We start from the raw sequence: 19,934 nt of genomic DNA on the forward strand, positions 1-19,934 counted from the left end.
GATGATGCCAGTGCGGTGGACTGTTGGCTCGGTCGCGCGCGCCACCATGGATCTCCTCCTCCCCGCAAATTGTCCGGGATGCGGGCACCCCACGGTGCCGGGAGAACCGTCGGGGTTGTGTGTCCGATGCGAGCGCCTGTGCCAGCAGGATCCTCCCTTCTTCACGACGCCACGCCTGGACCCCGGTATTCCTATCGTGGTGAGTGGGTCGTATGGAGGTGTGCACCGCCAGGTGCTCTTAGGCGCGAAGGAACGCGGCCGACGTGATGCCCGTGACGTGTGCAGCGCGCTGATGGCGGGCACATTCCGGTGGCTGTGGGCTAACGGCTACCTGCCCGATCCGAGGGTGGTGCCATGGGTGCTTGTCCCTGCGCCAACGACCCGTCGTGCCTCGCGCCAGAGGGGAGGCGATCTCGTGACGCGATGGTGCCAGGACACCGCCCAGGCAATATGCGGCGATATCACCGTCGCCCCCGTTCTGCGAAGCAGAGGGACTAAGCGAGACCAGGTAGGGCTTTCTGCCACCGCGCGGAGGAAGAACCTGTCCGGCGCTGTGACCGTCGATAAGCGCGAGTGGGAGCGGTACACCAGGAGCAGACGGGCAAGCACGGCGCGGACCGCCGCTCACTCACCACAGGTCATTCTCGTGGACGATGTCGTCACAACCGGATCGACGTGCGCTGAATCGGTACTCGTCCTTCGTGCGCACGGGTGGCATCCGGCGATGGGGGTAGCGTTGTGTAGCGCTTAGCCCACTAAACCCCCTTGATAATGTCCGTTTAGTAGTCCTCACAGCCGTGATTGTGGGTACCCCCACCCCCGAACCCGAGCTCGTCCAGGTAGTCTTGAAAGTGTCCTTGAAGGCAACCGCCGGGTTGCCGTGGAACCGGCGCCATACACAGTGCCGCAGGAAAAGAACTGGATAAAAGCCATATAAGGCTATTGCGATTCAGTCCGTGCGACACTGGCGCCCCTAGTGTTGGAGGTAGAGCTCGTGACCACACCTGCTGAGAAAGATGAGGCTGTCACACCACAAGCCCAGGTACACCTCACTGGCCGTAACGTTGACATTCCCGATCACTTCGCCGATAGGGTTAACGCGAAATTGGCCAAAATTGAACGCCTGGATCCTACGTTGACCTCCTTCCACGTCGAGCTGTTGCATGAACCTAACCCGCGCCGCGCTGACCGTGCTGATCGCATTCAGATCACGGCGTCTGGCAAAGGTCATATCGCTCGGGCGGAAGCAAAGGAAGATAGCTTCTATGCGGCATTGGAAAGCGCCATCGGCCGCATGGAGCGTAGCCTCCGGAAGGTGAAAGTGCGCCGGCAGATTAGCCGTTCCGGCCACCGCACACCGATCTCCGTGGGCGAGGCGACGGCCCAACTGGTGCAAGACGCCAAGGATGAGCAGAAGACAGAGCAGCCTGGCAAGTACGACGTTGACCCCTACGCAGCGGATTTCGAGCCGGGCAAGATTGTTCGTCGTAAAACTCACCCGTCGACACCGATTAGTGTCGACGAAGCACTCAGCGAGATGGAATTGGTTGGGCACGACTTCTTCCTCTTCGTGAATAAGGAAAACAACAAGCCGTCGGTTGTGTACCGTCGTCACGCTTTCGACTACGGTCTGATTACCCTCGGCTCTGAGGAAGAGGCTGCGGCAGAGGCTGCCGACGCAGACAAGTAACGTCTCTGCGTAGCACCGATGCTGCACGACGGTAGCATTGTTTCCGTACAGCGCGCCGCGCAGCGTTGGCAAAGAGACCAGTCCGGCTCCCTTGCGGGGCCGGCTTTCTCATGTCTGGCCCAAGACAAGTTGACAGATAAGCAGTCAGATACGTTGGCGTGGTTCACCCGTTAGTGGTCAACACCGTATACTGCCAACCGAGTAGAATGCCCGTGTTATCTATGCTCACCTGGTGGGGCATACACTCGCTGGTAGCATTATCCATCCATAATCGACAGTTGTTAAAGGACCATTCCCTGTGCTTGGACTCTCCTCGATCCTCCGTGTTGGCGAAGGACGCGCCGTCAAAAGGCTGAAGAACATCGCAGATCGCGTCATCGCCCTTGAAGATGATTATGCAGCGTTGAGCGACGCGGAATTGGCCGCGAAGACCGATGAATTCAAACAGCGCCTGAAGGATGGCGAAACGGTTAACGACCTGCTCTTGGAGGCCTTTGCCACTGCTCGTGAAGCGTCGTGGCGAGTGCTGGGACAAAAGCACTTCCCCGTGCAGGTGATGGGCGCTGCGGCCTTACACTTCGGTTCCGTCGCCGAGATGAAAACCGGTGAAGGTAAGACCTTGACCTGTGTGCTTCCCGCATACCTTAATGCCCTGGAGGGCAAAGGCGCGCACGTCGTGACGGTGAATGACTACCTGGCTAAACGTGACTCGGAGTGGATGGGCCGTGTTCACCGTTTCTTGGGCCTGAAAGTTGATGTCATTCTCTCCGGCATGACCCCGGAAGAACGCCGCCAGGCCTACAACGCGGACATTACTTATGGCACGAACAACGAGTTCGGCTTCGACTATCTGCGCGACAATATGGCCCACTCTCTGGACGAGTTGGTGCAGCGTGGTCACCATTACGCCATCGTTGACGAGGTTGACTCCATTCTTATCGACGAAGCACGTACGCCGCTGATTATTTCCGGCCCCGCCGAGGGAACGTCGGAGTGGTACACGGCCTTCGCGCGGATTGTGCCGCGGATGACCCGCGATATTCACTATGAGGTGGATGAGCGGAAGCGAACCGTCGGTATTCGCGAGGAAGGTGTCGAGCTGGTTGAGGATCAGCTGGGTATCGACAACTTGTACGCGCCGCAGAATTCGCAATTAGTGGGGTACCTGAATAACGCCATTAAGGCGAAGGAACTGTTTGTTCGCGATAAGGACTACATTGTTCGCAATGGTGAGGTCCTTATTGTCGACGAGTTCACCGGCCGTGTGCTGTCGGGCCGCCGCTATAACGAGGGCATGCACCAGGCTATCGAGGCCAAAGAAGGCGTAGAGATCCAGGCCGAGAACCAGACCTTGGCGACGATTACGCTGCAGAATTACTTCCGCCTGTACGACAAACTCGCCGGCATGACCGGTACCGCGGAGACTGAGGCGTCTGAGCTGCACCAGATCTACAAGCTCGACGTGAACCAGATTCCGACCAACCGGCCCAACCAGCGTATCGACAAGAGCGACCTGGTCTACAAGACGCAGGAAGCGAAATTCCGCGCCGTGGCTGACGACATCGAAGAACGCGTGCAAAAGGGGCAGCCGGTGTTGGTCGGTACGACCTCCGTCGAGCGCTCCGAGTACTTGTCGCACCTGCTGCAGTCGAAGGGTGTGCGGCACAGCGTGCTGAACGCGAAGCACCACGAGGAAGAGGCGCAGGTTGTTGCGCAGGCCGGCCGATTGGGTGCGGTCACCGTCGCTACGAACATGGCTGGTCGTGGTACGGACATCGTGCTCGGCGGTAACCCGGACATTATCGCGGATATTAACCTGCGTCAGCGCGGGCTCGATCCGGTGGAGACCCCCGAAGAGTACGAGCAGGCGTGGGATGAGGAGATCGCGCGCGTTCGCGATGCCTCGAAGAAGGAAGCGAAAGAGGTTTGCGAGGCCGGTGGCCTGTACGTGCTGGGCACGGAACGTCACGAGTCGCGTCGCATTGATAACCAGTTGCGTGGTCGTTGTGCACGTCAGGGCGACCCCGGTGAAACGCGGTTCTATCTCTCGATGCGCGATGAGCTAATGACGCGCTTCGTCGGGCCGTCCATGGAAGCCATGATGAATCGCCTCAACGTGCCGGACGATGTCCCGATCGAGGCGAAGATGGTGACCAACGCCATCAAGAGTGCGCAGACGCAGGTCGAAAGCCAGAACTTCGAGATGCGCAAGAACGTCTTGAAGTACGACGAGGTCATGAACTCCCAGCGTAAAGTCATCTACGCTGAGCGTCGTCAGATTCTCGAGGGCCTGGATCTGCGCGACCAGGTTCGCGCCATGATCGACGACACCATCTCCGCGTACGTCTATGCGGAGACCGCTGACGGGTACGTTGAGGACTGGGACCTGGGTGCATTGTGGAACGCCCTGGAGAGCCTCTATGGGCCGACGATGAGTTGGCAGTCCCTCATCGATTCGTCGGAATATGGTCCGGCCGGGGAGCTTCCTGTCGAAGATCTGCGTCGGGCATTGATTGATGACGCGTTGGCCCAGTACGAGGACCTTGAGAAGGTCGTTGAGGCCATCGGGGGCGACGAGCAGATGCGTAACCTGGAGCGCTACACCCTGTTGAACGTCGTGGATCAGAAGTGGCGCGAACACCTCTACGAGATGGATTACCTCAAAGAAGGTATCGGTTTGCGCGCGATGGCCCAGCGCGATCCCCTAGTTGAGTATCAGCGCGAGGGTGGCGACATGTTCCGCAAGATGGAGGACGGCATCAAGGAAGAGGCCGTCCGGCAGCTGTTCATGGTTCGCCAGCAGATCGAAGCGAATAAGATGCAGCAAAATGCCGACGTCAACGGTGACGGCGAAGTCGACGCGACCGACTTCGCGGGCGAGCGCCAGGAAGTGCAGATGAGCTACTCCGGGCCGGATGAGACCGGTTCTGCGTCGGCAGTGAATGAGGGTGACGCAGAGGCTCAGCCGAAGAACCGTCGTGAACGTCGTGCGGCTGCTCGGGCTCAGCGCAAGAGCGGACGTCACGCTCGGTAACTGATTGCCCTCCCGCGTGGAGGGCTCCGTTCATGTGGAGTGCCCGGATGTTCACATGAACCGGAGTGTCGCTATCCGGTAGGACGTCCGGGTTTTGGCCGCCTTACCAGCCAGTATTCGCACCCGACCTGGCTGGTGTGACCGGGGGAGGCGTGCTTGCCACGTTCCGCAGAATTCAACAAAGCGGGGGCGTTCTCCTTCGGCCTCGTTCGTCGAGCAGTGCACCATGATGAGCCGGCCCGCCACGATGGGGGCATGGGGTCTGGTGCTCAGGCGGGACAGTGTGGTGAGTGATTGACGAACAACGGGGGCGAAATCGTCGGGGGATAATTTGGATGGCGGCCGGTGGCCGCTCGCGGTCTCTAGCGCGATGGTGACGAGTCTTCGGATTACGGCATTGGGGGTTGCCAGAGGAATTGGTGAGTAGCCGGCTTCGGATGGTGCCGGGCTGAGTAGAGAACGTTGCGCTGCAGGATTCTCCTCGTATTCGTTGGTGTCCACGTACCCGCTGGTGTCCGCGTGATCATTGGTGTAGTCGGTGGCATCCAGAGCTGCGTGGCTCGTGACGTGATACAACAAGGTGAAACCGGGGATGGGCGCTAGCCAGTCCGGTTCGGTGAAGCGTCGGACCGGAGAAGGGGCTAGGACATTCGACCTGGTGGCTATCGCTTCTTCCGCTGCTGAGTTCATAGTGGTTGCAGTGTTCATACTTGGTTTGACGTAAAAATGCGCTCTTGGTTCCATCCGGCGCGAGATATGCCACTCCATAGTCATATATGCCACGCCCACACTGAGACAGGGCATCGAATCCGAAGTTCGATTACGATAGTGCGTCATGAGAGGTTTGATTGTGGATTATTGTGGCGTTTTAGACGTGTCCGAGGAGGACGCGGACCGGTGGCGCGCCCTGCTCCAAGCAGCGAAAGCAAATGGCGTGGCCACCGCTGTTTTGTCGAATGATCCCGGCGGACCCCAAGCAGATCCCATCCGCGAGTGGGAACGCTCTGGCACCGTCGATGCCGTCGTCCTTTCCGGTGAGGTCGGGGCGGATAAGCCGTCGGAGGAAGTTTTCCAGGCAGCTGCCGACGCTATCGAACTCCCACTGAGCGATTGTGTTCTGGTGGATGATTCGATCGAAAACGTCAAGGGTGCTGTGGAATCCGGAATGGTCGGGGTGCTGTACCAGCAGTTTGACCGGACGGTTGTACAGGTGACGGGCTTGTTCGGTCTGGATGGTGACTTCTAGGTTGGCAACAATGCGGATTTACGTGCCGGCCACGTTCAGTACGTTGCAGGAGCTGGCGGAGAACAAATCTATGCCGGTACGTAGCGGTGTCGCCTTTGCCGTCACCCCGGCTTTGCGCGAGTACTTCACTTCGGGTGACGACGAAGAGCTGGGCTATCAGGCGTATTTAGATGCGGGCCGGGCTTCCTTGCGGTTGCTCTCGGTGGGGGACGAAGACCGTTTCCCTCATCGCCGTGTCATCCTCACTTTCGAGGTGGATGAGTCCACAGTGACTCCGGACCCGACGTCGGGCGAATCAACGGTCCGGTTGGACCCGCCGACATTATCTGCCGATGATCTTGCGTCCATTCATATCGACGTCAAACAGGCTGAAGAGGATACAGCGCAGGCGTTACGCGTCATCGACGAAGCCGACTTGGGCGACGACGATGCGGAGCATCTCCTGGCTAACTGCGAGGATCACGACCTCGCGTGGTACGACCCTCAGGAGCTGTCGATGGTGGTTCAGCTTTTGTAGAACTTGCCGACGCTGACCCTGCCGATGCAGATCCGGCAGGTGGAGACCCTGCCGACGGAGAGTGCATGCCCTGATCCTGGGCGCTGTCCTCCGCCACCTTTTCAATCCGATGCCAGCCCGGCTCAGTGGTGTGAGTGCTTCGTGACGGCCGAGCAGCCTTTTGCGACCGCATATCGTCGGCAAACGGACCATGCTGAGCAGTGGCGACGCCGGCCTTATTGGGTGTGACCGTGCGCCGGAATAGCCAATTCTGCCCCTTCTGTGTCGCGCGCACAGCGAGCGCTGCAGCAATGACGGCGACGAACATGGCGAGGTAGCCGTCGGCACCCTGATTGGTGAACTCGACGGCTGCGACCAGCCCAAATAGCGGTGCGGCCATCGTCGTCGAGAGGAATGCGGCCGCTCCCAACAGTGCGCACGCACGGGGGTCGACGCTGGGGAACATCCATTGTCCCACGTAGCCCAACACGCATCCGAGTAACGCGCCTAAGGCGAAGGAGGGCGTCAGGATTCCGCCGACCGCGCCCGCCCAGAAGCTCGCGCAGGTCACCGCCAGGCGGATGATGAACACTGCGATGGCCCCGCCGAGTGTCACCCGCGCGGTGAGCGCAAGGTTGGCGGAGTACGCACCATTACCGCTGGATCCCAGGAAAAAGAGCGACAGAACCCCGACGACGGCCATCACGCCGGTCAGGGCCAGCCATTGCCAGCGTGCCGACACCGGCCGCGCGGATGCCCGATGAGCCAGGCGCGCGAAATAGTCGCCGGCCAGGCCGGCTATCGAGCCGACGACAACAGCGCAGAGCAAAGTCAGTGCGCTTTCGTTTAATTGCGCCGCGTCATAGGTGACTCGTGGTGCGCCCAGGAGGCCCGAGACCGTCGTCGCGACCACCGAGCAGGTCATCGTCGTCACGACTGCTCGTACGGAGGCGGATACCAGGAGCAGTTCGATGGTGAACAAAGCGCCGGCCAAGGGTAGGTGGAACGACGCTGCCATGCCTGCCCCGGCCGCCGACGCAACGAGGAGCCGGAGGGTTCGTCGGTCTACCTCCCACAACCGAGAGAACGCGGAGGCAATGAGTGCCCCGATCTGGCGGGGAGCCTGCTCACGACCGATGGGGACGCCCGCAGACACGCTGATGATCTGCAGCAATGAGCTAGAGAGCGTGGAGCCGACGGGCATCGTGGTGCCCTGCATGGCCTGGGGGATAGAGACGCGCCGGGTGGATCGCCAGTGCAACACGGCCCACCCGACCCCGGAGATGAATCCCACGGCCACGAGGTGAATGAGCAGATTGATGGTGGGGCCGAGCGAATCGAGGGGAGATATCTCGTGTTGATGGTCGGAGCCGTACACTAACCGCTCGGTGAACAAGATCAGTTGGGCCACTCCTGCGATGAACGCGCCCACGATAATCCCGATGATGGTGGCGTAGACGGCGACGAGCCCGATGGGAGATCGTGACACGCTGGAGGTGGGCACGGGCGGGAATTGCGAAATGTCATCATCGCCGGCCGACGCGATGGAGTACGACCGCAATCGGGTACGGAGGGGGTGTTCGCACGACGAATCGGTGGCGCGCGTGTTTCTCTGTTGCCAGTTGTTCACCACCCTGCGCCACCACATGAAAATAGGTTAAGGGTTCACTGGCGTGTCAAGAAAGAAAAGGTTCCTGCCCCGCGACATTTTTTACTCAATGTGGGGTAGATCAGGGGCAGACTTGCGACGATCACCGCGACGGCGATGGCAGGAATGCTCGAGAGCCCTTGCCCTGTGAATTCCACGGTGATGAGGAGGGCGAATAGGGGAGCGCGTTGTGCCGTGGCGAGGAAGGCTGCCCCGCCCAAGACAGCGCAGGCGAGGATCGGTGTTCCGTGGACATGTCCGGCGAGGACGTTGGGCGCGCTTATTGCACTTCCGACGGAGCCCATGACCTCTGCGAGAGCAACGCCCGCCAAGGCCCCGGCCATCACGCCGATAGAGAAGCTCGGTGTCAGGATCCCGCCGAACGCTCCGCTGGCGAGGCTGATGAGCGTGACGAGGATGTTCAGCGCACAGAGTACCGCAAGAGCTTTCCACCCTATCGACGCGTCGAACGCGGAGACCGCCGCGTATTTTCCGTTGCCGGCAAGAGCGGGAAGGCTCATTGCTGCGACGCCGACCAGGGCGAACCCGATGGGCATGCGGTACAGCACGCGGGAGTCGTGGGTGGCCCAGTGTTGGCACCAACGAGCAAGGCGACGGAACGCGCTGCCCAAAGGGCCGATGATCACGCCAACCACGATGGCGAACAGCAAGGTTGTCCATGAACAGGTCACTCGCGGCGCGCTGTATTGCAGCCCGGTGGGCTCGATAAGAGCGGATACGACGGTCGCGATCACGCAGGTCGCACTCACGACGATGACTTTGTGAAGTCGGATGCCCACCCCGCACAATTCGATGGCGAACGCGATACCCGCCAAGGGAACGTGATAGGCGGCGGCAAGTCCCGCCCCTGCGGCCGACGCAATAAGCAGTCGCCGGAGTTCGGGAGACATGCGCGCCCATGCGGCAACGCGGTCGGCCCATAATGCACCAGCGACGCGCGGTGCGTTCTCCCGACCCACGGACGCGCCGGTGCCGACTTGCGCCACCTGGAGGGCAACATTTGTGCTGGTCTCGGGGACCGGGGATGGTTGTCCGTCGAGCGACTGTGGCACTGATGGTTGCGGACGTCCCCAGCGTTGGAGGGCCCACCACGCAATACTTCCGACGATGCCCGATGCGATGTACACGGTCAGAATTCGGCCGGGGGAGGTGGCGTCGGTAGGAATTGTCGCGGTGGATTCGTCAGCACCGAAAGAGAGTTTCTCGACGGCCAGGAAAAGGATGGTCAGGAGTGCTGCGGATACTCCGGTGAGCGCAGCCACCCCGGCAACGCACAGACTGAGGACGGCGAGGCGGCGACTACGAGTCATCCCGATTGAGGTCCCACTCGTCATTGGATCGCAAGGTTTCCAGGACGGACCGGATCGCGTGGACGCGCCGGGCGGTTGCGCCGGTGGCGGTGTCGAGCGCGCACTCGGGGTCGGCGGGCGGCCCCATGTGGGTGCATCCCCGCGGGCAGTCGGTGATGAGTTCGGCGAGGTCCTCGAACGCGGCGATGACCGTATCGGGATCGACATGGGCCAGGCCGAAGGAACGAATTCCTGGGGTGTCGATGATCCACCCGGCGTCGGCTGGTTCGTCTTCCGTGGCGTGCGCGGTGTCACGCGGTGGTTCGCCGTCCAGGGTATCCGGCGAAGTGTTGTCTTCGAGCAAAGCGCCCGTCGGCAAGCGGAGGGCCACCGATTGCGTGGACGTGTGTTTTCCCTTGCCGACGCCGGACACTTCCCCGGTAGCTCGGTCTGCGTCCGGGACGAGGCGGTTGACCAGGGTTGATTTGCCGACGCCCGAGTGCCCGATGAGCGCCGTGACATGCCCACGCGTCAGGCGTCGGACGTCGGTAATGTCGTCTTCTTGTCCGGCGATGACGATGCGGATGTCGAGATCCTCGAATTCGTGCGCAAAGGGCGCGGGATCGGTGAGGTCGCTCTTGGTCAGGCACAGGATGGGGGAGATGCCGCCGGCGAAAGCGGCCACGAGGGCACGCTCCACGAACCCCGCCCGGGGCGGCGGATCCGCGACGGACGAGACAATGAGCAGCTGATCAGCATTGGCGACGACGATGCGTTCGTAGGGGTCGTTGTCGTCCGCAGTGCGCCGGAGGATGGAGCGCCGATCCGCCAGCTTCACGATCCGCGCGAGCGTCCCTGGGTTTCCCGACGTGTCGCCGACCACGCCCACACGGTCACCGACAACGATGGGGGTTCGGCCGAGTTCGCGGGCGCGCATACACACGATGGCGCGTGCGTCGTCGGAAGCGTCTGGTGTGTCGTCCAGGACAACTCCCCACCGTCCGCGATCTTTGGTGATGACCATGCCCCACTGCGCATCCTTGTGGGAGGGACGGTCTTTCGTGCGTGGCCGGGAGCCTTTTCCTGGGCGAATGTGGACATCGCTTTCATCCCAGTCGCGTGAGGGGCGTCGTCGTGCGCTCATTCATGGCCACCTTCTGCAGAATTCGTGGCTGTCAGCCACGTTCGTGCAAAATCGGGGAAGGTTTTCGAAGTAGTCCCAATATTTTCGACGCGAACCCCGGGCACGGCCAAACCGATGACGGCGCCGGCTGTGGCCATGCGGTGATCGTCGTAGGTGGGCCAGGTGTCGCCGTGAAGTGGGGCCGGGGTGATGATGAGGCCGTCGTCGGTTTCCTCGACTTGGCCGCCGAGCGCGTTGATGTTGGTGGCCAGGGCATGCAGGCGGTCGGTTTCGTGTCCGCGCAGGTGAGCGATCCCGTACAGGTGGGAGGGGGTATCCGCGAGGGCGGCGAGGGCCGCGATAGTGGGGGTAAGCTCGCCGACGTCGTGGAGATCCATCGTGATCCCGGTCAGGCCGGTGCCGGATGTGCGACCGTCTGCGGGCGCATCAGGACCAGTGACGACGAGGTCGTGGTCGACGAGGTCACAATGAGCCCCCATGTTCTCCAGGATGGTGCGGAATTGGTCTCCCGGTTGCGTTGTTTTGGTGGGCCAGTTCGGGATGACGACGCGCCCTCCCGTGACTGCCGCGGCGGCCATAAATGGGGTGGCGTTGGACAGGTCGGGCTCGATAACCCACCGGTTCGGCTGAATCTCACCAGGCGCAACCTGCCACGTGTGCGGTTCCGGCATCGTGACATCAATACCCGCATCCCGCAGCATGTCGATAGTCATCTCGATGTGCGGCTGTGAGGGAAGCGTGGCCCCTGTGTGCGTCACCGTAATCCCATGAGTGAAGCGCGCCGCCGAGAGCAGCAGCCCCGAAATAAATTGCGAGCTCGACGACGCATCAATGCGGATAGCTCCCCCGCGCGGTCCCTCAGTAGTGCCGACGTGTGACGCGCGCGGATTCTCGGTCGACGAGTGCCCATCCGACGATGCTGACGCCCCCTCAATCCGCAGCGGAAGTGAGTCGCCCTCGACGGTGACGCCTAATTGACGCAGCGCGTCGGCCATGGTTTTTAGCGGACGCTTGCGCGCGTGCGGGTCGCCGTCGATAAGAACTGGCCCGTCGGCAAGAGCCGCGACGGGAGGTAGGAAGCGCATAACCGTCCCGGCGAGTCCGCAGTCGACAGTTGCTCCGTGCAGTTGAGACGTCGGCGTGACGAGGAGGGAAAGCGATGCCGGTGGTGTTCGTCGGCAATTATTGTCTGTTGACGACGAGTCGGACGAAGAGTCCGACGACGAATCGCTCTCCTCGATAGTGACCCCCATAGCTCGCAGTGCAGCGATCATGAGGTCCGTGTCCCGGCTGCGCAGCGCACCTGTAATGGTGGAGGGGCCCGATGCCAGTGCCGCGAGAATGAGCGCCCGGTTTGTCATGGATTTGGAACCGGGGATGGTCACGGTGGCGGTGACAGGGCGTTGGGGAGTGGGGGCCTCCCACAGTGGGGTGTCGGGTGACTGCGCTTTCACGGTTGTCATTGTTGCATTATCGGCGGGGGACTGCATAGAAGTGCGTCATGGCGGGGGTTGGCACAAATCTAGTGGCCTTCGAGTATGTCGGCGGTGGTGGCGTCGGTGAGTGAAATGAGGTCCTGCGGGGATAGCCCGATATCGAGGCCGCGCTTGCCCCCAGAGACGTACATGGTGTCGCAAAGGAGGGCGGTTTCGTCGATAACGGTAGGAAGGCGATGCTTCTGGCCGAGCGGAGAGATCCCGCCGGTGATATATCCGCTGCTGCGCTCTGCATCCTTAGGCTTCGCCATGCTGGCTTTTCCGTGCCCGTATCCGCGTTCCTTCAAAGCGACGGCAGCGTGTTTGAGGGACAGCCTCCCGGTGACGGGGACCACCGCTACCGCCAGGTCGGGCTTGGGTTCTTTCCCGGCAGCGAGGTCAATGAGCAGGGTTTTGAAAATTTGATCGGCCTCGATTCCTTCGCTCGCCAGCATCTCAGCAGCTTCTTCGCCGTAATTGTTTGTGTGGTGGTCGAATTCCCGAACCTCGTGATCGACGCCGGCATCTGCGCACACTTGTAGCGCGGGTGTTGCGGCTCGGCCTGTTTTCTTCCCTGACGCTGCTTTCCCATGACCCTTCTTGCCACTCATGGCTGCTATTTGTACACCGTCACGGAAAGTAAATACACGGTGGGGGCATGTCGATTACGATCATGTCGGTTACGATGAAGAACGATGACTGCGAATGTTGCGACTGTTCTGTGTCGATCGATGTCGGGAACTTGGCTGGTGATAGGGAATAACCAATCGCGCCGTCCCGCTGGCAACCACTATGCGTGCCGACGCGGCTCGTTCGCGAGTCTAAGCACAGAAGAGAGTCTTCAAGGTGCACGTCGTGAGGAGGTTCTCTGTGGCTAATCAAGCCGATTTTGAAGAGCAAGCAATGCCGCTGTTGGACCAGCTCTATGCGGGTGCGCTGCGGATGACACGGAATCCACCGGACGCGGAAGACCTTGTTCAAGAAACGTATATGAAGGCGTATCGCAATTTCGGGTCTTTTAAAGAAGGCACGAATTTGAAGGCCTGGATGTATCGCATTATGACGAATGCGTACATCAATGATTACCGCAAGGCCCAGCGTCGGCCGACGGAATCGCCGACTGATGAGATCACCGATTGGCAATTGGCCGCCAACGCCGAGCATGACTCGACGGGGCTGGAGTCGACCGAGGTTGAAGCACTAAAAAACATTCCCGACGATCGTATTCGTGATGCCCTCATGGATCTTCCCGAGGACAATCGGATGGTTGTTTACTACGCCGACGTCGAGGGGATGCCGTATAAGGAGATCGCTCATGTGATGGGTACTCCGGTGGGAACGGTGATGAGTCGCCTTCACCGCGGAAGAAAAAAGCTGCGGGAAGCGTTAAAGGAAGTGGCCTCGGAACGTGGCATAGGCGGCGTCCAAACTGCTGGATCTGCTGAAACACATAAATAAATCCGAAAAGTACCGTCAAGAATAAGTACCGTCACATGTATGAAAGGAACGACCCCATGACTCATCACTGCGGGAATGAACCCAAGGATGAGGAGCCTGGCGCGTCAGACTCCTCAGCATCTGCCGGCGGGTATGCGCTCGATAGTTGTTGTCACGACATTATCGACGAGTTGAACGATCTTCTGGATGAACCATGCAATCCGGAGCGACGTCAGGCGTTAATGGAGAGGGTGAATAGCTGCCCGGAGTATTTTGAGGCCTACGGGATTGAGCAAACCGTGCGTAGTCTCCTTCGTCGTAGCTGCTCAGAGCCGGCGTCTCGCGAGTTGCGTGCCCGGATTCACGTGGCGATTACGGAGCAAATTCGCTACGAGTGAGCCGGGTGTGTTGTCTCCGCGCCGTTGTCGTCGGTCTCAGACACGGGGAGTGTCGACGATATTTAGGGGGTAAGTAGCAGGAGACACCGTGCGCAATGAGCTTGCTCAAGAATCTCTCTACAGGGGGTGCAGCGGGTCCATTCATGTTCTTCTGGGGAAGAGCGTCAGTCGAGGCTAACGAGGGAAAATACCCAAAATACAATTGCGCGCTGGCTGACCGTAGGCACTAAAAATAAGGACCTCGGCGGCAATAATAATGGGTAATATTCACAAGTTCATAGATGGATCGGTTGCTTCAATTTTGGCGGATGGTTGGTGGCAACGCCTCGTAGTCAGCACTCAGAATTGAATTTGGACCGATTCTGCCGAAATGCTGAATAATTATATTCGCTATAGTTTTACTCACTCGATCTCGAAAATCGATTGAGCTTTCGTCACCTACGCGGCACTGCAATATGTATCAAACTTGGACGAGCCCACAGAGTCACTAAAGGCAGTTTGTAGAGTGATGGCCGCTGGGGGAATTGTTGCCGTATGATGGCTGCCCGGGGGAATTGTTGCTGTGGAGCTGTTCGCCTCCGAGATGTACCACACTCCTGTGTAACCCAGTCTTATGAGCCTGAAGCTGGATGGAAAACCGGTGTCATGAAAGGATATGTGCTTCCTGCAAATCGTCAAGAAGCAGCCGAAGTTCTTCGGGCAGCAGGGTTTTCATCTGTTGAGATCAAACTCAAAGCCGGGTACCTCCGATGTGCAGCCACAAATATGGAACTTTAACCAACAAAACCTAACTCTTAACTACCTGAAAGGACTTTCATGACACGTTATTTCACGGCCCTGATGGTTTACATGTATGTGTTCTCGATTGTCGGAATTACGTTCGATGGTTTTGATTCGAAGGAGGGAGCTATCACTACTGCGCTTCTTTCTTCAGCGGCTGCTTTTGTGGTCTATTTCCTATATCCAATCTTCCGCCGCCGCGATAAGTAGTCAAATATCTTATGGGCGGTGCGGACACAATCATCCAGGATTCTGTCCGCACCGCCTTTTGTTGCTTAACCCGATATTTATAGACGAGAAAAGGGTGAACCTCATGGTGAGTTCACCCTTTTTGTTATGAATTGTGTCAGCCATTCGGCAGCTGCACTAGATGTTTCACGCGAGGTGTTTTATGCGCTGGGCCGCTTGCCGTGGTTAGCCTTCTTCTTGCGGCGGTCCTTGCGCTTGCGTCCACGTTTGCTCATCGCGGCTCTCCTTTACTTGATTGGGGGCAGTGGACGTGCAGTGCACGTCGTGTCTTTTTATAGGGCCGGGCCACGCGCGGGCGGTCACGACGCCATAGGAAGGTGATTTTATCGAATGGTCATTGTGATAGCTAACGCGGTCTGATCCCGGGTTTCAGTTATCTACCACGGATCGCCTGGTGAGCTCACGCGCGCTGTGCCGTCGTCAGTGAACTAACGAGCCTTAGACCGTAGCGCGACGACGGGAGTTGTTGCGGTTGCGGCGGCGCTTCAGAGTGCGTCGTTCGTCTTCGCTCATGCCACCCCAGACGCCGGCGTCCTGGCCGGTCTCGATGGCCCAAGCGAGGCACTGAGAGGTCACTGGGCAGCGGTTGCAGACGACCTTTGCACGAGCGATCTGTGCCAGTGCGGGGCCGGAGTTTCCGACGGGGAAGAACAGTTCGGGGTCTTCGTCACGACAAACGGCTTTGTGGCGCCAATCCATGAAATTCTCCTTGTTACGTGCGGTGGGGGTGGAGAGTGCTGTGTCCGGTTATCGCTAACTCGACCGATGCTCCGGCCGGCAGGCACGCCAAAAGCAGCCATGGCCATGGCGTCGAAAGTGGATTAGGTGAGGACGACCGGGGGAAATCCGGAAACTAGTCCTCGAAACAGCACCCTCGTCAGCAGAAACGTTTGTCTCGCTGATGTGCGTACTTGGAAACTATGGCACGGCTTGGCCAGCATTTCTAGGGTTCGGGGGTAAAATGTGTTGAACATCACAGGAACTGTTTTTGACAGCGAGCCGTCAACCTCTAGCATTATTTGGATTGTTTGCGATAGCTTCCTTAAGCCTAAAAAGCGACAGAGCGTCACCTTAAAAGCGCTGGATATTCGGGTGAATATCACGGAAATTCAAGGTAAACACAGGGTAGCTATGGGGGTGGCAGGGCCTCATATGCACATGTTTCAGGCTCGTATTCCGTCCGATGTGCTTGCAGTACGGCAATCAGCCTGGTTGCGGTTTCATTGCCGACGACTATTGACGACGACGAACCCGCGCGTGGGGCGTCGTCGGTGCCGGGGTTGCTACAGTGAGCGTGTGTCTAGTTCCCGTAAGAAGCGTTCGGTCAATCGTGGTATGCAGCGGAAGTCTGACCAGCGGCCGTCGTCAGGCCAGCCCCGCGAGGATGTGCAGCCAGCGCACGACCATCAGAACAATGCCCGAGAGGCAGAATTAACGCTCCCGTCGACCGTGAAGTGGGCGGGCTACGTCGGCATAATTGAAGGTGCTGTGGGGCTGATTGCTGCGATCGTGATGGTCATTCAAACGGCCCGGGGACACGGCGATGGCGACGCGAAAGTTGAGGGAGTGCTGGCCAGCTGGGGTAGTGGCTACGGAACGGCATTATGGTTTGTCATCATCTTCGGCGCTGTTGCTGCAGCCGGATGGGCATTGACCCGCGGTAAGCGGTGGGGACGTGCTCCAGTGGCAATGCTGAATATGCTTCTGCTGCCGGTGGCTTGGTACATGTTCTCATCGTCCCGGCCGGAGCTGGGCATCCCGACGCTTCTTGTGTCCCTGGTCGGCCTCGGGCTGATCTTTAACCCCGCCGCGGTGTCCTGGGCGGCATCACGATACGGCCAATAGATCGCCACTAGCCTGCATTAATCCGCGCCTAGGAACGATATCCCACCAGGTTATTTCCCTGCCGTTCCACGATGGTTTTGCCCGCAACGCGCAAGCTCACAGCGTCGGCAATGGCTGTGGAATCATCTCCACCGGTAGACACAGCATCACCCCGGGAAGCTCTCTCGACGGGGATCGTTTTACCCGCCTCGCCCTTCTTAGTATCGACAACGCTAATGCCTCCCTTAACGGGCACCAAGAGGTGATTATCGCCGACGACATCCCCAGTCCCCAGCGCATCGGCCACAACGAACTGGACGGAAAGGTCCTCGGGGTCGAAGGCATAAAGACGCTCCCCATCCCACCAGAACATGTTGTGTGGGCCGTCGTTAATGGCGGGCTCGAACGTGTTCTGAGGTTCACCCTTCTCAGCCGCGTCCGCATTTGCACGGGTGTGGGCGTCGATAAGAGGTGACGGTTTCACTCGCTGCGATGACGTCACGTGCCCCTTCTTGTCCACGACGTCAATGCGGGGTTCACTCGCAGCCACATACACGGCAACTTTGTTTTCGCTGATGGCAACGATCTGCGCGGTGTCGGCACCCAAGTTGTACGACTTAATCATCTCTGGTTTGCGGGAATCGTCTGGCACGGCCTTCATGAGCCGAAGCATGGCATGGCCCTCGCTGTCTTTGTCGTCGGGACAATTTTCGACGACGGCGAGCAAGTCAGATCGGGTCAACGCGGAACGGATCGTGCAGTGGGGGAAGGGCTGCATATCAGGCTCGGCTTGGTCCTCGACATCGCCGAATTCAACCGTGCGCACGAGATCGTTACGCCACAATTCCATCCGGGTAGGGGTGACGACGCCGACGTTGTCGTTGGAGCGGACCATCGACACGGGGCTCGAGTTTGCCGACTCGCGGCTGTGTGAGTATTCGCCGGTCGCGTCGTCGAGAGAGCTGACTTCACCGCAGCCAGCAGGGCCCTTGAAGACGGGAATGAACTGGGAGAACGACGCCGTTACTCCGCACAGGTCCTGGTTTCGGGTGTATGACCACCGGGCCTCCCCTGTGGCGGGGTCCAGGCCTTCCACTTTTTTCTCTCCCGTCGCCAGAACCGTCGGGCCACTGACAACTGGGCCTTCGGGGGCAGGTCCGGAAATCTCGTGAGTCCACGTCTGGTGCAGATTTGCGGGGACACTCGTGAGCTGATCTTCAGCCTGGGGCGTGCCGTCCGCGGTGGAAAGGTGAGAATGGCGCGCCTCAGATGTCACCCACACGCCGAAAATCCACACGACCACAATGAGCGTGATAACAGCTACTGCAATCCGGTCAGTGCGCGTGGAACGTTCCGCAGGAACCCGGGGCCTGAATCTCTTCATACACTGTGACCTTACGTGTGTTGTCAGCGCCGCCCTCATTGGGCTTCACTGTTGCTTACGGCGTTGGGATCCGACGCTGGGATCGTTACTTACGACGCTGGGACCGCGAGCGAGAATGCGAACGCGATCCGGACCGTGAACGGCGCGACCGCGACTCCGACCGTCGGTGGGGATCGCCTTGACGCCGGTCATCGCGACGCGGGCGCGAGGCCCTCTTCGCGCTCTTCCTCTGCGGGCTGAGCACCTTGGCGCCACCATAGACCGGGCGGGATTCTCCGACACGTTCGTCCACGTCATCGGGGATATTTAGCGCCTCACGCAACTCAGGTGACGTCGAAAACCACTCATCGAGTTCGCCGATGTTGAGGTCGAGTTCGTCGTCAATGACTTTCCATTTGGTGACCTCATCCCAGCCGACGAGGGTCACCGCGGTGCCGGTGTGCCCGGCGCGGCCAGTTCTGCCGATGCGGTGCACGTAGGTCATCGCGTCGTCGGGCACTTGATAGTTAATGACGTGGGTGACGTCGTCTACGTCGATACCGCGGGCGGCAACATCCGTCGCAACGAGAACTTCGATCTTCTTGCTGCGGAAGGCGTCGAGGGACTTTTCCCGCGCGGGCTGCGCCATATCCCCATGGACCGCACCGACGAGGAAACCGCGCTGGGCGAGGTCGTCGGCCACGTCGGCGGCGGAGCGCTTGGTGCGCGTGAAAATGATGGTTCGGCCGCGATTATGCGCCTGCAAAATGGCGGACAAGGTGGCCAGCTTGTTGAGCTTGTGATTCTTGAACGCCACTTGCTTCGTGGTGGCGTGCGTCGTCGAATCATCCGTACCCTCAGCGCGGATATGAACGGGTTTGTTCATAAACGTCCTGGCCAAGGCCATAATCGGGGCGGGCATCGTCGCCGAGAAGAGCATGGTTTGGCGCTTCTCAGGAACCTGCTGGAGGATTTTCTCGATATCGGGGAGGAACCCGAGGTCCAGCATTTCGTCGGCTTCGTCGAGCACCAGAACGGCGACGTGGGAGAGGTCGAGCTCACGGTTCTTGCACAAATCCAGCAGCCGGCCGGGAGTGCCGACGATGCAGTCGGTTCCCTCGCGGAGCTGCGCAATCTGCTTCTCAAAGGGATGGCCGCCGCAAATCGTCGTCACGCGTAGCGAACGATGCTCATCGTTGAAATTCGCCAGGTATTTCGCGGCCAAGGTGAGGTCATCAGAGACCTGGTAGGCCAGCTCGCGGGTGGGGGCGACGACTAATGCCCGGGGCGTTCCGTCGAGCTCGGCGATGGCAGCGTCGTCAAAAATGCGGTCGAGCAGCGGCACCCCGTATGCCAGCGTCTTCCCCATGCCGGTTCGGGCTTGTCCGATGAGATCTTTACCGTCGAGGGCCAGCGGTAGAGTGAGCTCCTGGATGGCGAAGGTGTGCGTGATACCGTTTTCGGCCAGCGCGTCGACGATTTCTGCTGCTACGCCGAGTTCCTCAAACGTCGGGGTTTCGGATTGTGCGGACTCGGCGGGCTGTGATGCCGTGTCGGAAGCGGTCGCATGATCGTTGGCAGGCGCGTTTGTGGAGGCAGTCGCGTCTTTGGGAGCGAAGGTGGCCTCGGGAGTGGTATTGTTCGTCCCCTGATTAGGCGATGCCGTCTGAGGCGCTGCCGAGCGTGATGAACGCCGGACAGCTCTCCGCCGTCGCGATGATGTACGTGCTTGCTGCGAACGCCGCTTGTCCGTCATGGTGGTTATCCTATCGTGGTGCCTACAATGGCCGGTGCTGGGCTGGTGAGGCGTGTTCGCATCTGCCGAAAAATAGCCGTTATG

Annotated in this window: 18 protein-coding genes; 9 read left to right on the forward strand and 9 right to left on the reverse strand. The window is 59.8% G+C overall.

Going from position 1 to position 19,934, the window contains the following annotated elements; translation table 11 throughout:
* The first annotated feature begins 10 nt into the window (after positions 1 to 10).
* The 3 genes from Q3981_RS01700 to secA all read left to right on the forward strand — a co-directional run bounded on the left by Q3981_RS01700 (position 11) and on the right by secA (position 4,724).
* Positions 11 to 751: a ComF family protein gene (locus Q3981_RS01700; RefSeq protein ID WP_303123257.1), complete on the forward strand. Its 741-nt coding sequence runs from the start codon at positions 11 to 13 to the stop codon at positions 749 to 751.
* A 243-nt stretch (positions 752 to 994) separates the two neighbouring features.
* Positions 995 to 1,690 carry a ribosome-associated translation inhibitor RaiA gene (gene raiA, locus Q3981_RS01705; protein WP_303123259.1) on the forward strand — a complete coding sequence of 232 codons (696 nt, stop codon included), beginning with the start codon at positions 995 to 997 and terminating at the stop codon, positions 1,688 to 1,690.
* Between the two features lie 298 nt (positions 1,691 to 1,988).
* Complete coding sequence (gene secA, locus Q3981_RS01710) at positions 1,989 to 4,724, forward strand: preprotein translocase subunit SecA (protein WP_303123261.1); 2,736 nt, start codon at positions 1,989 to 1,991, stop codon at positions 4,722 to 4,724.
* A 51-nt stretch (positions 4,725 to 4,775) separates the two neighbouring features.
* Here the strand turns inward: secA and Q3981_RS01715 are convergent, their stop codons facing one another.
* A complete protein-coding gene (locus tag Q3981_RS01715) occupies positions 4,776 to 5,414 on the reverse strand; it encodes a hypothetical protein (RefSeq protein ID WP_303123263.1) in 639 nt (212 codons plus the stop codon).
* Positions 5,415 to 5,559: 145 nt separating this feature from the next.
* Here Q3981_RS01715 and Q3981_RS01720 point away from each other — a divergent pair, with 145 nt between their 5' ends.
* Both Q3981_RS01720 and Q3981_RS01725 read left to right on the forward strand, forming a co-directional pair.
* Positions 5,560 to 5,970, forward strand: coding sequence for an HAD-IA family hydrolase (locus Q3981_RS01720; protein ID WP_303123265.1), 411 nt, complete (start codon positions 5,560 to 5,562; stop codon positions 5,968 to 5,970).
* A gap of 10 nt (positions 5,971 to 5,980) precedes the next feature.
* On the forward strand, positions 5,981 to 6,487 hold the full coding sequence (locus tag Q3981_RS01725; protein WP_303123267.1) for a hypothetical protein: 507 nt from the start codon (positions 5,981 to 5,983) through the stop codon (positions 6,485 to 6,487).
* Here Q3981_RS01725 and Q3981_RS01730 read toward each other — a convergent pair.
* Genes Q3981_RS01730 through Q3981_RS01750 form a run of 5 tightly spaced genes read right to left on the reverse strand, consistent with a single transcriptional unit; the run spans position 6,417 to position 12,654 of the window.
* The gene (locus tag Q3981_RS01730; protein WP_303123269.1) at positions 6,417 to 8,114 is read right to left on the reverse strand and encodes a chloride channel protein; all 1,698 of its coding nucleotides are present in this window, start codon (positions 8,112 to 8,114) and stop codon (positions 6,417 to 6,419) included. The two genes, Q3981_RS01725 and Q3981_RS01730, sit on opposite strands and share 71 nt — an antisense overlap.
* Positions 8,115 to 8,131: 17 nt before the next feature.
* On the reverse strand, positions 8,132 to 9,445 hold the full coding sequence (locus Q3981_RS01735) for a chloride channel protein (protein WP_303123271.1): 1,314 nt from the start codon (positions 9,443 to 9,445) through the stop codon (positions 8,132 to 8,134).
* Positions 9,435 to 10,568: a ribosome small subunit-dependent GTPase A gene (locus Q3981_RS01740; RefSeq protein ID WP_303123273.1), complete on the reverse strand. Its 1,134-nt coding sequence runs from the start codon at positions 10,566 to 10,568 to the stop codon at positions 9,435 to 9,437. The genes Q3981_RS01735 and Q3981_RS01740 overlap by 11 nt, the downstream gene beginning before the upstream one ends.
* Positions 10,565 to 12,031 carry a 3-phosphoshikimate 1-carboxyvinyltransferase gene (locus Q3981_RS01745; protein WP_303123275.1) on the reverse strand — a complete coding sequence of 489 codons (1,467 nt, stop codon included), beginning with the start codon at positions 12,029 to 12,031 and terminating at the stop codon, positions 10,565 to 10,567. Before Q3981_RS01745 ends, Q3981_RS01740 begins: the two co-directional genes overlap by 4 nt.
* A gap of 59 nt (positions 12,032 to 12,090) precedes the next feature.
* Positions 12,091 to 12,654 (reverse strand): aminoacyl-tRNA deacylase, encoded by a 564-nt coding sequence (locus tag Q3981_RS01750; RefSeq protein WP_303123277.1) that lies wholly within the window; start codon positions 12,652 to 12,654, stop codon positions 12,091 to 12,093.
* A gap of 244 nt (positions 12,655 to 12,898) precedes the next feature.
* On the opposite strand from Q3981_RS01750, the gene Q3981_RS01755 reads away from it, so the two are divergent.
* The 3 genes from Q3981_RS01755 (at position 12,899) to Q3981_RS01765 (ending at position 14,868) form a co-directional block, all read left to right on the forward strand.
* The gene (locus Q3981_RS01755) at positions 12,899 to 13,501 is read left to right on the forward strand and encodes a sigma-70 family RNA polymerase sigma factor (RefSeq protein ID WP_204087360.1); all 603 of its coding nucleotides are present in this window, start codon (positions 12,899 to 12,901) and stop codon (positions 13,499 to 13,501) included.
* A gap of 56 nt (positions 13,502 to 13,557) precedes the next feature.
* Positions 13,558 to 13,878, forward strand: a complete 321-nt coding sequence (locus Q3981_RS01760; RefSeq protein WP_052722176.1) for a hypothetical protein — start codon at positions 13,558 to 13,560, stop codon at positions 13,876 to 13,878.
* Positions 13,879 to 14,694: 816 nt separating this feature from the next.
* Entirely contained in the window at positions 14,695 to 14,868 is a 174-nt protein-coding gene (locus Q3981_RS01765) for a hypothetical protein (protein ID WP_303123282.1), read from the forward strand.
* Positions 14,869 to 15,345: 477 nt separating this feature from the next.
* On the opposite strand, the gene Q3981_RS01770 is transcribed toward Q3981_RS01765, so the two are convergent.
* Positions 15,346 to 15,606: a WhiB family transcriptional regulator gene (locus tag Q3981_RS01770; protein ID WP_046202645.1), complete on the reverse strand. Its 261-nt coding sequence runs from the start codon at positions 15,604 to 15,606 to the stop codon at positions 15,346 to 15,348.
* Positions 15,607 to 16,203: 597 nt separating this feature from the next.
* Here Q3981_RS01770 and Q3981_RS01775 point away from each other — a divergent pair.
* Positions 16,204 to 16,752: a hypothetical protein gene (locus Q3981_RS01775; RefSeq protein WP_303123285.1), complete on the forward strand. Its 549-nt coding sequence runs from the start codon at positions 16,204 to 16,206 to the stop codon at positions 16,750 to 16,752.
* A 28-nt stretch (positions 16,753 to 16,780) separates the two neighbouring features.
* On the opposite strand, the gene Q3981_RS01780 is transcribed toward Q3981_RS01775, so the two are convergent.
* Together Q3981_RS01780 and Q3981_RS01785 are read right to left on the reverse strand one after the other, a co-directional pair.
* The gene (locus Q3981_RS01780; protein ID WP_303123287.1) at positions 16,781 to 18,115 is read right to left on the reverse strand and encodes a PQQ-binding-like beta-propeller repeat protein; all 1,335 of its coding nucleotides are present in this window, start codon (positions 18,113 to 18,115) and stop codon (positions 16,781 to 16,783) included.
* 85 nt (positions 18,116 to 18,200) lie between these two features.
* Positions 18,201 to 19,850, reverse strand: a complete 1,650-nt coding sequence (locus Q3981_RS01785; RefSeq protein ID WP_303123289.1) for a DEAD/DEAH box helicase — start codon at positions 19,848 to 19,850, stop codon at positions 18,201 to 18,203.
* Between the last annotated feature and the right edge of the window lie 84 nt (positions 19,851 to 19,934).

It is taken from the genome of Corynebacterium sp. (assembly GCF_030530965.1).
Taxonomy (GTDB): Bacteria; Actinomycetota; Actinomycetes; order Mycobacteriales; family Mycobacteriaceae; genus Corynebacterium.

Coding starts and splice junctions, on each gene's coding strand:
- Q3981_RS01720 (WP_303123265.1), top strand. CDS start 5,560: ATGAGAGGTTTGATTGTGGATTATTGTGGCGTTTTAGACGTGTCCGAG.
- Q3981_RS01730 (WP_303123269.1), bottom strand. CDS start 8,114: ATGTGGTGGCGCAGGGTGGTGAACAACTGGCAACAGAGAAACACGCGC.
- Q3981_RS01760 (WP_052722176.1), top strand. CDS start 13,558: ATGACTCATCACTGCGGGAATGAACCCAAGGATGAGGAGCCTGGCGCG.
- Q3981_RS01725 (WP_303123267.1), top strand. CDS start 5,981: ATGCGGATTTACGTGCCGGCCACGTTCAGTACGTTGCAGGAGCTGGCG.
- Q3981_RS01740 (WP_303123273.1), bottom strand. CDS start 10,568: ATGAGCGCACGACGACGCCCCTCACGCGACTGGGATGAAAGCGATGTC.
- Q3981_RS01765 (WP_303123282.1), top strand. CDS start 14,695: ATGACACGTTATTTCACGGCCCTGATGGTTTACATGTATGTGTTCTCG.
- Q3981_RS01785 (WP_303123289.1), bottom strand. CDS start 19,850: ATGACGGACAAGCGGCGTTCGCAGCAAGCACGTACATCATCGCGACGG.
- Q3981_RS01745 (WP_303123275.1), bottom strand. CDS start 12,031: ATGACAACCGTGAAAGCGCAGTCACCCGACACCCCACTGTGGGAGGCC.
- Q3981_RS01770 (WP_046202645.1), bottom strand. CDS start 15,606: ATGGATTGGCGCCACAAAGCCGTTTGTCGTGACGAAGACCCCGAACTG.
- Q3981_RS01780 (WP_303123287.1), bottom strand. CDS start 18,115: ATGAAGAGATTCAGGCCCCGGGTTCCTGCGGAACGTTCCACGCGCACT.
- Q3981_RS01735 (WP_303123271.1), bottom strand. CDS start 9,445: ATGACTCGTAGTCGCCGCCTCGCCGTCCTCAGTCTGTGCGTTGCCGGG.
- Q3981_RS01750 (WP_303123277.1), bottom strand. CDS start 12,654: ATGAGTGGCAAGAAGGGTCATGGGAAAGCAGCGTCAGGGAAGAAAACA.
- Q3981_RS01715 (WP_303123263.1), bottom strand. CDS start 5,414: ATGAACTCAGCAGCGGAAGAAGCGATAGCCACCAGGTCGAATGTCCTA.